Genomic DNA, 14209 nt, shown 5'->3' with positions numbered 1-14209 from the left:
GTTTCAAGCAAGGAGCAACGATATGGCATTTTTCGATCAGGCACAGGAGATGCTTTCCCAGGGCATCGACACGGCGCGCGGGGCGGTGTCCGGCGTGGCCATGGAGCAGCTGGGATTCGTGCGCGGGTTCGTGCGCCTGTGCAACGACGGCTGGGAGCAGGGCTGGCACGAGCGCAACGGCGGCAACCTCAGCTATCGTCTGCGTCCCGAGGATGTGGACACCGCTCGCAAGTTCTTCGACAAGGAGCCGCGCCCTTGGACGCCCCTCGGCGTTGAGGTGCCGACCATGGGTGGTGCATACTTCCTCGTCACCGGCACCGGCAACTACATGCGCAATGTGGCGTCCGATCCCTCTCGCAACATCGGCATTGTGGAGCTGTCCGCGGCTGGCGATGCCTACCGCATCGTGTGGGGTCTCGACGACGGGGGGCGCCCCACGTCCGAGTTCCCGACCCACGTCATGAACCACGCCGTGCGCGCCGCGGCCACCGACGGCACCTGCCGCGTCATCTACCATGCGCACCCCACCAACATCATCGCGCTTTCCTACCTGTTGCCGCTGGACGCGCGCACGTTCACGCGCGTGTTGTGGAAGGCCATGACCGAGTGCGTCGTCGTGTTCCCGGCTGGCGTCGGCGTGGTGCCCTGGATGGTGCCCGGTGGGGCCGACATCGCCCGGGCCACCTCCGAGCAGATGAAGACCTTCGACGCGGTGGTGTGGGCGAGTCACGGCCTGTTCGTCTCCGGCGCCGACTTCGATAGTACCTTCGGGCTTCTGCACACCATCGAGAAGGCCGCCGACATCTACGGGCGCGCCCGCGCCATGAACGGCGGTTCGGGCGAATTCCTGAACACCATCACCGACGAGGGGCTGCGGCAGATCGGCCGCGAGTTCAACGTCAAGATCAACGAGGCCATGCTGGATTTCCCCGCGGCTTCGGCGACCGACAACTAGGCAACTAAGAAAGGGTCTGCAAAACTATGGCTCTGTCCCAAGAGAAAAAAGGCACCATCGCCGTATCACTCACCAACTTCCTCGACTCCGGCTGCATCGTGGCCTCGGGTGTGGCGCTGGCGGCCTGGGCGATTGCTTTCAACTTCGACAACGTGTGGGTGTCCATCTTGGGCGCCGTGGGCGCGAATGCCTTCGGCGCGGCGGTGGGCGCGCTCATCGGCGGCTTTCTGGCCGACCGCTTCGGGCGCAAGTTCATCTACACCTATAACCTGCTCGTGTACGCCACGGGCGTCTTCCTCATTATGTGCGCGGTGAACCTGCCCATGCTCTGCGCCGGCATCGTCATTTCCGGCCTGTCCGTGGGCGCCGGCGTACCGTCGTCGTGGAGCTACATCTCCGAGATGTCCTCCTCCACGAGCCGCGCCGCCAACATCGGCATCAGCCAGTTCGCCTGGTCCTGCGGCCCGGCGGTCATCTTCCTCATCGCGCTTCTGTTCTCGTTCATCTTCCCGACCTTCGGGCCGGACGGCGCGCTTCTGCCGGCGGGCACCTACGGGCCCTTCGACGGCCTGTTCGCCATGCGCCTGCTGTTCCTTATCCTGTTCGTGGTGGCGCTCATCGCGTGGAATCTGCAGCGCAAGCTGGAGGAGTCGAAGGACTGGACGGAAAAGCAGGACGCGGCCGCCGGCAAGCGCGACACCTTCATCCAGATGATGGGCCGCGCGCTGACCAACTCGGTGAACGTGAAGTCTATCGTGTTCCTGGTGGCGGTGTACCTGACGTGGAACATCGTGGCCGGCACCATGGGCCAGTTCATGCCCTACATGTACGCGGCGGCCGGGCATTTGGACGACACGACCATCTCGCTTCTACAGGCGGTCATGTGGATCCTCACGGCGGTGGGTTCGCTTGCCATCTTCTCGAAGTTCGGCGACAAGATCCCGCATCGCATCCTGTTCGCGGCCACGGCCGTGATGGCGCTGGCGGCCTGGGTGGTCATGGTGTTCTTCGGCATGCAGCTGGAAGCGGGCACGGCCGATAGCTGGGGCTGGCTTCTGTGGGTGTTCGTGGCGCTGTGGGGCATCTCAGCCGGCTTCTCGGCCCAGTGCTTCTATGCGCTGTGGTCGACGGAGCTGTTCCCGACGCTGTATCGCGGCGGCGTGCAGGGCATCATGTTCTTTTTGGTGCGCGGCGTGCTGGGCATCTGGTCGCTCGTGGCCGTGGCGGGCCTCGGCGTGGAAACCCCTGCGGGCTTCGTGACTGCCGGCATCATCATGTGTGGCTTCCTTCTGGTGTCGCTCGTGGTGGGCGTCATCTGGTGCCCCAACACCCAGGGCCGCACCCTCGACGAGATCACCGAGGAGCGCTACGGGAAACATATCGATTAGCTGCACCCCAGGCACACCGTCGTGTTGCGCCGAATACGCGCTGCCATTTGCCGAGCGCGATCTTAATTCCTCAACGACCCTGCCTCGGCGGGGTCGTTTTGCGTGGGGCGTGAAAACGAACCGCCCCTTTCGTAACTTCGGTTTCGCTTACCAGAAAACTCCTCGAAACAATGAGCCATTAACTTGGAACGTGCCGGGTGCAGCCGTTGCGGTGGCTCCGACGTGGTATCTTATTCCGATCATCGACCCGAGTGAGGAGCGAACCCGTTATGTCGAAAGTGACCGATCTGTACGGCTCCATGGTGTTCAACGAGCATGTGATGCGCGAGCGTCTGCCGAAGACCACCTACAAGCAGCTGATGAAAACTATCAAGGAAGGCGCGCCTCTGAACGAGGACGTGGCCAACGTCGTCGCCCACGCCATGAAAGAGTGGGCCATCGAGAAGGGCGCCACCCACTACACTCACTGGTTCCAACCGCTGACGGGCATCACTTCCGAGAAGCACGACAGCTTCATCGATCCCACCGATGACGGCTGCGCCATCATGACCTTCTCCGGCAAGGAGCTCATCCAGGGCGAGCCCGATGCCTCCAGCTTCCCCTCCGGCGGCCTGCGCGCCACCTTCGAGGCCCGCGGCTACACCGCCTGGGATCCCACCTCCTACGCCTTCATCAAGGACGAGGTGCTCTGCATCCCCACGGCTTTCTGCAGCTACACCGGCGAGGCGCTCGACAAGAAGACGCCGCTTCTGCGCTCCATGAAAGCCATCGAGACCCAGGGCCGCCGCGTGCTCGACCTGTTCGGCGACGACTCGTCCGATCGCGTGACCACGACCCTCGGCGCCGAGCAGGAGTACTTCCTCGTCTCCGAGAAGGACTACGAGAAGCGCCTCGACATCATGCTCACGGGCCGCACGCTGTTCGGCTATCCGCCGGTAAAGGGCCAGGAACTGGAGGAGCATTACTTCGGCGCCATCCGTCCCACAGTGAACGAGTTCATGAAGGAGCTCGACGACGAGCTGTGGGCGCTCGGCATTTCCGCGAAGACCAAGCACAACGAGGTGGCCCCGGCCCAGCACGAGCTGGCGCCCATCTTCGCCGAGACGAACCGCGCGGTGGACGAGAACCTGCTCACCATGGAGAAGATGAAGCTGCTGGCCAGCCACTACGGCCTGGTGTGCCTGCAGCACGAGAAGCCCTTCGAGTCCATCAACGGGTCGGGCAAGCACAACAATTGGTCCATCTCCGCCGGTGGCCGCAACCTGCTCGATCCGGGCGAGAACCCCATGGAGAACCTGCGCTTCCTCGTATTCCTCACCGGCGTTATTGAGGCGGTCGACGAGTATCAGGAGCTTCTGCGCATGTCGGCGGCGAGCGCCGGCAACGACCACCGTCTCGGCGCCAACGAGGCGCCGCCGGCCATCGTGTCCATGTTCCTCGGCGACGAGCTGGGCGCGATTGTGGAGGCGCTCATCGACGATCACGACTACACCTCGGCCGAGCGCGTATCCATGGATCTCGGCGTGGACGTGCTGCCGAACTTCATCAAGGACAACACCGACCGCAACCGCACGAGCCCCTTTGCCTTCACGGGCAACAAGTTCGAGTTCCGTATGCCCGGCAGTGCCCAGAACCTGTCGGATGTGAACATGGCGCTGAACACGGCCATGGCCAAGTCGCTGAAGGAATTCGCCGATCAGATGGAAGGCAAGACCGGCGAGGAGTTCGAGGCGGCCGCCATCGACTACATCAAGCGCACCCTGCGCGACCACGAGCGCATCATCTTCAACGGCGACGGCTATTCCGAGGAATGGGAGAAGGAGGCCGAGCGCCGCGGGCTGGCGAACCATCGCACCACGGCCGACGCGCTGCCGTGCCTGGTCGACCAGAAGTCCATCGACTTGTTCGCCGAGTTCGGCGTGCTCACCGAGGACGAGGTCCGCTCCCGCTATGAGGTGAAGCTGGAGAAGTACAACAAGATCATGAACATCGAGATTCGCGCCATGAAGCGCCTGGTGCGCCGCGATTACCTGCCGGCCATCAACCGCTATGCCGCCAAGCTCGCCAACGGCATCACCTCTATCCGCAACGTGCTGCCCGAGGGTGACACCTCGTTCATGGAGGACAAGCTGAAGAAGCTCGTGGAAGGGGCCGCCGAGATCAACCGTCAGTTGGAGAAGCTGCACAGCTTGCATCGCGCTTCGCTGGAAGTGGCCGATCAGCAGGAGCGTGCGAACATGAACGCGCATGAGATCGTGCCGGTCATGGACGCTCTGCGCGCGGCCGTGGACGCTATGGAGATCATCGTCGAGCGCGAGGCCTGGCCCGTGCCGACCTACAACGAGATCCTCTTTTACGCATAGTCGACTTCGCCGGAAATCTTGCCTATAAAGAAAAGGCCCCCTGGAGGGCCTTTTCTTGTGCGTCTTGCTTGGGGCGCTTACACGCCCTGGCGGAGGCTGGCGGCTACGGCGTGGAGGATATCGTTGCGCTGGGTGCTCGCCACGAGGCTCGCCAGGGGAGCGGCGGCCAGCGGCATGTTGGCGTCACACAGCTCGATGAGCGCGCGGCCCACCACTTCCATCACGTCGTCCAAGGGCGCCAGGGGCACGCCGGCCGTGCGCAGGCAGGCCACAGGGTCCCAGTCGCTGCCGGGCACGCTGTTGCCCATCTCGCTCACCAAGTCGTTGCGTTCGCGCAGGGCGGCCTCGCCCATGGGGCTTGCCTCCGGCACGCGCAGGTAGCAGGCCAAAGCCTCGGGCAGACGGCCCGTCTGCCAGTAGGCGAAGGCCAGCCGGTAGTACACGTAGGCGATATCGTTGCCAGTGACGGCCACGCGCAGGGCCTCCCGGGCCACGTCGATGATCCGATCGTAGTGGTCGCCCTCGGCGAAGCAGGTGATGAGGTCGTTGTAGGCCGGGGCGCTCGTGGGGGCCAGTTCGATGCAGGCGCGGGCCTGGGCCTCGGCCGCATCCAAATCGCCCATGTCGCGGTAGATGCGCGAGAGCGACGAACGGGCCGCCTGACCGATGTCCGAGGCGCGCACGTAGCGCACGGACGGGTCGCTTTCCACGAGGCTCGTCAGATAGCGGGCGAAGACGTTCTCGCAGTACAGGATGCGGCGCGGCTCCGAAGGCTGGGCGAGGTCGTCGGCCACGACATCGGCCGCCGCGGTGGCGCTCGTCTCGGCCACGATATCCTCCAGCTGGGCCACGGCCAGAAGCAGCGAGTCGTCCTTCTCCTCCATGATGGCGCGGTAGTGGGCCCCCAGTTCGGCGTCCTGCTCGCTCATGACGTCCAAGTCGCTCACGATGTCGGCGTGCAGCATGCCGCGAAGATCTTCCGGCAAGGGACGTGTGTCCTCTGCCACGGGGGTGTAGGGAACCGACAGCTCCACGGCCAGCGGCTCGACGGGCTGCAGGTTGCCCTCGCCGTCGATATTGGCGGCGATGTGAGTCAGGTGCAGCATATCGAACAGCGTTGCCGGGTCGCATTCAGTGGCCGGCGCGGAGAACTCGCCGCTGCGGATTTTCGCCATGGCGCCCATGGTGAAGGGGATGCGCCCGAACTCCAGAGACAGCACGTTGGCCCCGGCGATGGAGCCCTCGCGCCCGTTCACGACGACGCGCGTCACGCCGACGGAAGTGCCGAAGGCCGCGGCGGCGATGAGGGCCGCCAGGCGCAGGGCGTAGGCAGCCGCGGCGGCAGGGCGTTGCGCGGTGCAGTCGATCCACTGGCCCGCATCTCTGCTGAAGCGGGATTTCGGAAACACGTCGGGGGTGGGCAGCGACACGCTGGCCACAATAGTGCCCGTGCCGGCATCGCAGGCGAAGCGGTATTCCAAGCGGAAGGGGAGTACCATGGCCTCGCAGGCGGCGGCCAGGCGCGTGGAGAGATCCCAGTTCCCGCCGCGGGTGCCCGTCGTGCCGTACTGGGTGTCCAGCTTGTTGTCGCGCTCGGCGGCGGTCAGGTAGTCGTTGGCGTCGTTGGCGATGGAACGCAGCACCTGCCAGTCCAGCTCGCTGCAGGCGCCCTCGGTCGTGGCACTCACAAAGGCGGTGCCCTCGTCGCCTTCCAAGGCCTTCGAAATGAGGGCCAAACGATCGAGCACGGACTCGATGCGCAAAATGGTGCCCCGGTTGCCGGCCGAAATCGTGCTGTCGTCGAAGATGGACCAGAACAGGCCCGTGGTGTTCAGGCGACGCAGCTCCACCGGATGCTCCACGGCGATGGCGCGCAGGCTGGGCGCCTCGGCTTCGGAGAGCAGGCGGGCGGCGTAGGCGTCGAAGCCCGAGGACGAGGTCGGGTCGGTCGGGTCGGCCATGGACACGCGGAACAGCAGGCCGTCGATGGCGTCGGGCAGCGGGGTGGCGGTGAACTCCGCCAGCGCGTCGCGGGTGGTGCGGCCCGAGGCAGTGGCGCCGGCCGCGTTCTGGGAGCCGCCGTCTTTGGCGGACTCCTCGGGGTTGTTGCCCTTTTTGCGGAAGAAATCGAACACGGCGGAACCTTTCACCGGAGTAGTTGGATAAGTCTGCCCATTGTCCCACAGTGCGCGGTGTTTCACCGTGTCAACTTGGGAGAAATTGCCAGACCATCACGGTTTTCAGGGGATTTGCGAGCTTAATTGACGAGAAAGGGGGTGAGGTCAACAACATTCATGAGCAAAAGCATCAGGAATGTTAGCGAGCGATGTGCGGTGAAGCCCTCTGCGGCGCCGCCCGTCAGGCATTGTGCAGTTTGTAGCCCATGCCCCACACGGTTTGCAGGTAGCCGTCGGTGTCCGTGGGCTTCAGCTTGCGGCGCAGGTTCGACACGTGCACGTTCACCGTGGAGTCCTCCACCGAATAGGGCTCGCCCCAGGCCAGCTCGAACAGCTCCTGCTTGGTGAACACCTTCTGCGGTCGTGCCATGAGCAGTTCCAGGATGTTGAACTCCGTGCGCGTGAGGGCTACCTCCTCGCCGTCGACGCGAAAGACGCGCCCGTCGGGATCCAGCTCCCAGCGGCGGAAGGCGAGCAGCCGCTGGTAGCCGCCCGCGTCTGTGGCACTCGCGGCCGTCCCGGCATGCGCGCGCTCGGCATGGTGGCGCCGCTGAACCTCGATACGGGCCTGCAGCTCGTCTAAATCGAAGGGCTTGGTCAGATAGTCGTCGGCGCCGGCTTGCAGAAGGGAGATTTTGTCGGCGGCGGTGATGCGCGCCGAGATGACAATGATGGGAAGCGCGCTGTCGGCGCCGCGGATGGCGCGCACGATCTCCTCGCCGGGGACGCCGGGCAGCATGAGGTCGGTGATGACCACATCCGGGCGCTGCTCTCGCAGAAGCATGAGGCCCTCGGTGCCCGAGAAGGCCTGGCGGCAGCGGTAGCCGCGACGTTCCAGATGCGCGCAGACCACCTCGTTGATAGAGGGGTCGTCCTCGATGATGAGTATGTCGGCAACGGTTTCCACGGGAAGCAGGATAATACGCGCGGATGCGTTGGCGTCGGCATCTTCAAACAATCTTAACGCTTCGCCAGAACTTTCTTTAATTCCCGCGTTCACACTGAAAGCCGTAGGAAATGCGGTATAAGCGAGAAAGGACGAGGCGATGGTGCGAGAGCGGGAACGCGAACGCGAACGAGAACGAGAGCGCGAGGGCAGAGGTAAGCGAGAAAGGGGCGAGGCATGAACGTCATCGAGGCCCGCGGGCTGACCAAGGTCTATGGCGGCCGCGCGGTGGTGCGCAATTTCTCCATGACTGTGGCGGCGAGCGACATTTACGGCTTCGTCGGCAAAAACGGCGCCGGCAAGTCTACCGTCATGAAGATGATCTGCGGCGATGCGCTGCCCACGGCTGGCGAGGTGGTGCTGTTCGAAAGCGATCGGGCCGCGGCGGGGGCCGCGGGCGCTGCGGGGCCGGATGAGGGCGGCGTGCGGCGCATCGGCGTGCTGATCGAAGAGCCGGGGCTGCTTTTGAACCTGTCGGCCTACCGGAACCTCATGGCGAAGGCACTCGCCTGGGGCATCGTGGACGGTCCGGCCCGCTGCGAGGAGGTGCTCAGGCTCGTGGGGCTCTCCTCGGTTGGCAACAAGAAGGTGCGCGGGTTCTCGCTCGGCATGAAGCAGCGGCTGGGGCTCGCCATGGCGCTGCTCGGCAGCCCCGATGTGCTGCTGTTAGACGAGCCTTTCAACGGGCTCGACCCCGAGGCGACGCGCGCCATGCGCAACCTCATCGTGCGCGTGAACGAAACCTTGGGCATCACGGTGGTCGTCAGCTCGCATGTGCTCGATCAGCTCGATCGCATGGCCACGCGCTACGGGGTCATCGCCGACGGGCGCATGGTGCGCGAGATGACGGCCGAGGAGGTGGCCGCCGAGTGTCGCAGCAGCCTGCGCGTTCGCACCGAGAACCCGGCCCGGGCGCTGGCACTTTTGGAAGAGGCGTATCCCGCGCTCGCCTTCAAAGCGGAGCCGGATGGGGCCATTGTTATCACGGGGGACTACGACGATGGTGCTATCAGCCGTCTGCTTGCCGGCGCCGGTGAGGTGGTGCGTGAGTTGTCCCAAGACCACCGCGATCTGGAAGAGTACTTCGTGGAACTGATGGAAGGGGGCGCGCAGTATGTTTAACTTGCTGAAGAGCGATATCTACCGCCTCGTGCATGGCAAGATGCTCTGGGTGGCCGCTATCGTGCTGGTGGCTCTGTCTGTTCTGGCGGCCGGCATGATGCACTGGGTGTCCTCGCCGGAGTTTCTGCGCATGACGGCGACGAGTTTCGAGATGACCGTGAACGTCAGCGACGGGGTGACCGGCGGGGCCGGCGTCCTGGGCGAAGGAGATGCTGCCGCTGCGAATGCATCGGCGGAAGCTGCGGCTGCGGCCAGCGCCTCGGGGCGCGGCCTGTCGCTGGATGAGCTGGACACGCTAGGCGCTGCCGAGGCCGCCGGATCGGCCGAATCCGAAGAGGACAGCGTGCGCGACGATGAGACGGCGAGCGATTCCGCATTCGCCTCGAGCGAGCTGTGGGATCTCGTCGCTGACAATCCCGAGGCGCTCAGCGATGCCGATTTCGAAGGAGTGTCCCGCGACATGCGCACCCTGGCCTCGCCGGCCGATATGCTGGGAGATATGGCGGTGTCGGGTGGGGCGTTGGCCATGGTCGTCTCGCTGGTGACGGCACTCTTTCTTGCCCAGGACTTCTCCATGCGCTTCGCGCGCAACTTGGTGATGGATCGCCGGGGACGCGTGCGCTACTACGGCGAGAAGCTGGTGCTCGTCGGTCTTCTCGCGGCCTTCTATCTGGCCGTGGCCGCCCTGGCCGGAGCCGCGTCCTTCGCGGCGGCAGGCTTCACCTATGCGGCGGCAAGCCCGTTGGGCGACCTGGCGCTCTTCCTCGGGCTGGCCTGGCTTCTGGCCTTCGCCTACGGGTGCACGACGGCGGTCATCGTGTGGGCGAGCCGCAGCGCCGGGGCCGGGGTGGCCTGGGCGCTCGTGGTCAGCTCCGGCATCGCCGGCTCGCTTCTCGGCCAGGTGCTGCTTCTGCTGGGCCAGGGCGAGCCCTGGATCGGCGCGTTGGAGCCGTGGATGCTCGCCTCCTGCATGCAGAATGTGGGCAATCACGCCTCGACGCTGCTCGCGACGCCTGCTGCCGCCCCGCTGACCATGGCGCCCCTCGCTGTGCAGGTGCTCATCGTGGGCACCGCCGCAGTCGCCCTCTGCGTCGTGCTGACGTTCGGCCCGCTGTGGAAGCGCGATTTGTAGGAGACATCCGGTGGAGGGGCGCGGCAACGTCTCACTGCATGCTAGTCTCCGTAGGGGGCGACCTCGGTCGCCCCTTGCCACAACTAGAGTCATGCGACAGGTGCTCTGCAACAAACGAAACGAGAAAGGACAGTTGTGACGCTTGCCATATGCTTCGGGGGCCTGGCGCTCTGCGGGTTCGCGCTGGTGCTGCTGTACGGCCACGAACTTCGCCGCATGGCCCGCTTCCTGCGGAATCGCGACGGGCGCTCCAACAGCCGCTTGACCACCGAAATGCCCGGACCCGGGTTCGCCGATCTGGCTCGTGCGGTGAACGGCACGCTGGATGCCGCCGACCGGCGCGAGCGCGAGCGCGCCGCCGAGCAGCGCCAGTTCCAGCGCGATCTGGCGAGCCTGTCCCACGACATTCGCACGCCGCTCATGGGTGCGAAGGGCTATGTCTCCCTGGCCGCCGAGGAGCCGGACGATGCTCGCCGCGCCCATTACCTGCAGGCAGCCGAAGCGCGCCTGGCCGACATGGAGGGCCTGCTGGACGCGCTGTTCGCCTACGCCCGCGCCACCGATGCCGCGTCCGATCTGGATAGGCGCCCCCTTGTCGTTCTGCCCGTGCTCGCCGATGTGCTCACTGGCCAGTTTCCCGCTTTCGAAGAGCGCGGCTGGGAGCCGGCGGTGGACTTTCCCGACGAGTCCCTGGTGGTCGAGGCCGACAGCGAGGCGCTGGCTCGTATGTTCGAGAACCTGGTGAGCAACGCCCTGCGCTATGGGACGTCCGCGCCGTCTATCATTCAGCGGGGTCGCACTTTGACCTTTTCCAACAAGGTTCCCGACCCGGCGGCTATCGACGTCAACCGTCTCTTCGAGCGCTTCTACCGCGCCGATGTCGCTCGCGCCCAAGGAGGCGCAGGCCTGGGCCTTGCCGTGGTGGCCAGCCTCGCTACCGCCCAGAACATAGAGGTTGAGGCCTCTTTGGAAGGCGACGAGCTCTTCTTGACCCTCGTCTTTCCCGCCACCCCCTAAGAGGCGCAGTAGGAGAGAAGGGCACATCTGGATTCACAAGGGCCGCTATCTGCCGCAATGAAAGCGGGGCTGCAACCTCACGTGAGGTTGCAGCCCCGTGTCGTTCTGCCCGACCCTGCGTACGCTAGAGTGCGGCGATTTCGCGGTAGGCGTTCATGGCCGTCTTGCGGCTCATCTTCGACGTGTCCCCTTTGAGGAAGGCGTAGAAGTTGCCCTTGTTCAGGCGGGTGACGCGGCAGGCCTCGGCGCGGGTCATATTCTTGTCGGCCAGAAGATCGCCGAAGGCGGTTGAGACGTACTTCAGGATTTTGCGGTCGACCTCGATGCGCGAGGAGTCGGTGCGCCATTCGACGAGGATGGTTTTGAACGGGTCGCCGTCGGGCAACATGCCCAAGTACACCTCCAGCGGACGCCCCGACGCATGCCAGTGTTCGACGAACTCGTCGAACATCTCGGCCGCTTTCGTGCCCTCCGCGCGCCGGAGCAGGTATTCCTCGCGTCCGTCGCAGATCGCAAGCAGAAGAAGCGGCGCGAATGCCTCGGGATGCGCATCCTCGGCGGCGGCGAAGAACTTCTTCGTGCTTGTAGTGTTTAAACCGGTCAAACCTTGGCAGCGTTTAAGTAGGAAATAGCGGAATGAACAGGCCATACTTCTCCTTTCTCTCTGAGAGCCGAAATTATTAATAGAATAAAATAATACTTTTCATGACCGAATTAATCAAGAAAAAGTTCGCGATCGCCACAAATGCCCCAAAATTCGTAGCCCGATCGGGGAAAATGTCAGAAACTCTGAAGAACTGCGGCAAAAAGCTAGGTCGGGCTGCGGATTCGAACGTGCGATCCGCAGCCCGAGGTGGATTTTTGGAACAGAACCCGTAGCCAGGGAAAGGAAAATGTCAGGGAACTCAAAGGAGCGCGGCAAAATGTAGGGCCGGGCTACGGGTTGGGATGAAATCAGCTTCCCCTGTGCGGAATGAGCAGAAGCGAATGGCGGTTCACTTCCGCTATGTTAAATTAGCGGAAGTGAACCGCCATTCGCTTCCGCAATGGTTAAAGCAACAGAAGCGAAATCGTGAGCAAGGGGCATCGGCGTGAGTCCCTAGGAGATTCTGCGGCCGTTGCGGCAGGAGATGCGCGGCGGCCGCAGCTCCGCACGGGGTTACAGCTCCACTTCGTCGATGAGGTGGATGAGATCTTGCTGGCTGTGGATGTTCAGCTTGCGGTAGATGTGGCGGATGTGGGTCTTCGCCGTGCCTTCGGAGATGTAGAGCTGCTGCTGGATGTGGGAGGACTTGTAGCCGCGGGCCAGGTAGTACATGACCTCGCTTTCGCGCCGCGACAGCAAGTAGGTGTTGGCGACGATCTCGCAGCGCTGGCGGAAGCGGCCCCGGGCGGCGGGCGTGTCGTCGGCGGGCGCGGGGGCGGCGGTCTCCTCGGCGAAGATGGAGCGCGAGAAGTCCATGGCCTGACGGGCGGGGGAGGGGGCAGTGGAGGCAGAGCTTGCGGTGTCAGAAGCGGCGCTTGCATCCGATGCATCGTCCTGCATGGCGTCCACGGCGGTCGGGCCTTTTGCGGCGGAAACGACAGAAGATGCGGAGGCGATCTGCCCCGATGCCGCGCCGGAGGTTTCGCCCAGCTCGGCAAGGGCGGCCACGACGGCGTGCTCCCAGTTTGCAGGGACCTGGGTGCGCACGTCGGCCTGCTCGGGGGCAGAGGGGACCGCGCCTTCCCGGGCACGTTCCAACGCATCTGCTTTCCCCTCGTTCACCACGATGAGCGGGGCCCGCGAGGCGCTCTGTACGGCCACCTTCCTCGGTGTTACGGCCACGATGGAGGCCATCTCGTGCTCGTCGGGCAGAAGCGCGTAGGCGAGCATCATGGCGACCAGCACGATGAGCACGGTGCCCATCTCCCCCAGACCCGTCGGCGCGCCGAGGGCGCCGGTGAACAGGGGGAGGGTGGATCCGCCCAGAGCCGCCAGCGCCATAACGCCGCGGCCGAGGCCGAACACGAAGATGGGGGAGAGGCGGAAGCGCTGGGAAAGCTCCGAGAAGAAGATCCACATGAGCGCCTCGAAGGACATGTAGCCGACGAGCACCACCGAGGTTCCCCAGAACGACGCGCCACCGGCGGTGAAGGGGATGAACACGGCCGTCACGGCGATGAACGGGATGAGCGGGCGGAAGAAGGTGTGCCAGCGCTCGTCGCCGCCCAGCGCCAGGAACGTCACCATGATAAGCACCGTGGTGGCGCAGGCGGTGACAAACAGCAGTGCTTGGTCTTCGAAAGCGCTGCCGGGCAGGATGGTCTCTATGGAGGTCTGGCGCATGATGCCTAAGGCCACGCCGAGGAAGAACACCGGCAACCCGAAGCGCAGCACGAAGCGCGCGTGGTTGATGGGCAGTGGCTGGAAGATGAGCTGGCGATTATCGAAATCAAGGCTTACGTGGCGACGAAGCACGAGCAGCAAGGCGATTTCCGCGAAGGGAATGAGCGCGCTTGCCACGCCTCCCCACGGGAAGGGGATCTGATGCAGCACCAGACCGTAGATGCCGAATCCGATGGCGATGGAGAGTGCTCCGTTGATGACGACGGAGGCTGAATCGCGGCGCGAGAAGGCGATGCCCCAGGCCAGCAGCAGCACCGACGATCCGGCGCCGGTGAGCACGCCGGAGGCAAGCTGCAGCGCCTCCGAGCTAAGGAGCGATCCGTCGGGCGCGAGCAAGAGCAGTGTCCCCGTCGAACCGAGCAGAGCGGCGATGACGAGGGTGGGCGTGGCGTGCAGCGGGCGAATGAGCCTGGTATCGAGAACGCTCGCGACGAGCAGCAAGAGCCCGTACACGAGAATGGACACGAAATAGGCGAGAGACAGCTGATCGTTGAAGGGCCCGGCCTGAAGGCCGCTGGTTCCGAAGATGCCGCCCTTGTCGAACATCGAGCTGTAGATCCAGGCCTGATGCAGGCCATAGCCGAGCGAGATGATGCTCAACTCGCCGAAGGATGTGCCCTCTTTGAAGTCGATGTTGATGGTGACGCGAGGAACCTGAAACCCCATAATCCCCCTCCTGCGGGTCCGGCCGTCTCGCCGGGCGGGATGACGCATTATTGC

General features: G+C 64.5%; 10 protein-coding genes. 6 read left to right on the top strand and 4 right to left on the bottom strand.

The genetic code is table 11. The features are described 5' to 3' along the window. Positions 1 to 22: 22 nt before the first annotated feature. The 3 genes from rhaD (at position 23) to ACYVRU_RS02515 (ending at position 4706) form a co-directional block, all read left to right on the top strand. Positions 23 to 955, top strand: coding sequence for a rhamnulose-1-phosphate aldolase (gene rhaD / locus ACYVRU_RS02525; RefSeq protein WP_417003620.1), 933 nt, complete (start codon positions 23 to 25; stop codon positions 953 to 955). 26 nt (positions 956 to 981) lie between these two features. Further along, the gene (locus ACYVRU_RS02520) at positions 982 to 2343 is read left to right on the top strand and encodes an MFS transporter (protein ID WP_173114570.1); all 1362 of its coding nucleotides are present in this window, start codon (positions 982 to 984) and stop codon (positions 2341 to 2343) included. 269 nt (positions 2344 to 2612) lie between these two features. Next, complete coding sequence (locus tag ACYVRU_RS02515) at positions 2613 to 4706, top strand: glutamine synthetase III family protein (protein WP_461185693.1); 2094 nt, start codon at positions 2613 to 2615, stop codon at positions 4704 to 4706. 77 nt (positions 4707 to 4783) lie between these two features. On the opposite strand, the gene ACYVRU_RS02510 is transcribed toward ACYVRU_RS02515, so the two are convergent. Both ACYVRU_RS02510 and ACYVRU_RS02505 read right to left on the bottom strand, forming a co-directional pair. After that, complete coding sequence (locus tag ACYVRU_RS02510; protein WP_461185692.1) at positions 4784 to 6841, bottom strand: tetratricopeptide repeat protein; 2058 nt, start codon at positions 6839 to 6841, stop codon at positions 4784 to 4786. 223 nt (positions 6842 to 7064) lie between these two features. Further along, entirely contained in the window at positions 7065 to 7841 is a 777-nt protein-coding gene (locus tag ACYVRU_RS02505) for a response regulator transcription factor (protein WP_231699524.1), read from the bottom strand. A gap of 165 nt (positions 7842 to 8006) precedes the next feature. Here ACYVRU_RS02505 and ACYVRU_RS02500 point away from each other — a divergent pair, with 165 nt between their 5' ends. The 3 genes from ACYVRU_RS02500 to ACYVRU_RS02490 all read left to right on the top strand — a co-directional run bounded on the left by ACYVRU_RS02500 (position 8007) and on the right by ACYVRU_RS02490 (position 11100). Continuing rightward, positions 8007 to 8951, top strand: a complete 945-nt coding sequence (locus ACYVRU_RS02500) for an ATP-binding cassette domain-containing protein (RefSeq protein WP_161128053.1) — start codon at positions 8007 to 8009, stop codon at positions 8949 to 8951. After that, positions 8944 to 10083: a hypothetical protein gene (locus tag ACYVRU_RS02495; RefSeq protein WP_227069476.1), complete on the top strand. Its 1140-nt coding sequence runs from the start codon at positions 8944 to 8946 to the stop codon at positions 10081 to 10083. The genes ACYVRU_RS02500 and ACYVRU_RS02495 overlap by 8 nt, the downstream gene beginning before the upstream one ends. Before the next feature lie 135 nt (positions 10084 to 10218). After that, on the top strand, positions 10219 to 11100 hold the full coding sequence (locus tag ACYVRU_RS02490) for a sensor histidine kinase (protein WP_227069477.1): 882 nt from the start codon (positions 10219 to 10221) through the stop codon (positions 11098 to 11100). Between the two features lie 124 nt (positions 11101 to 11224). Here ACYVRU_RS02490 and ACYVRU_RS02485 read toward each other — a convergent pair whose 3' ends face one another. Together ACYVRU_RS02485 and ACYVRU_RS02480 are read right to left on the bottom strand one after the other, a co-directional pair. Beyond that, positions 11225 to 11749 (bottom strand): hypothetical protein, encoded by a 525-nt coding sequence (locus tag ACYVRU_RS02485; RefSeq protein ID WP_022740922.1) that lies wholly within the window; start codon positions 11747 to 11749, stop codon positions 11225 to 11227. A gap of 510 nt (positions 11750 to 12259) precedes the next feature. Next, positions 12260 to 14155 carry a response regulator transcription factor gene (locus ACYVRU_RS02480; RefSeq protein WP_417000237.1) on the bottom strand — a complete coding sequence of 632 codons (1896 nt, stop codon included), beginning with the start codon at positions 14153 to 14155 and terminating at the stop codon, positions 12260 to 12262. Positions 14156 to 14209: the final 54 nt, after the last annotated feature.

It is taken from the genome of Adlercreutzia sp. CNCM I-6216 (assembly GCF_977113345.1).
This window is presented reverse-complemented; position numbering and strand designations above follow the sequence as displayed.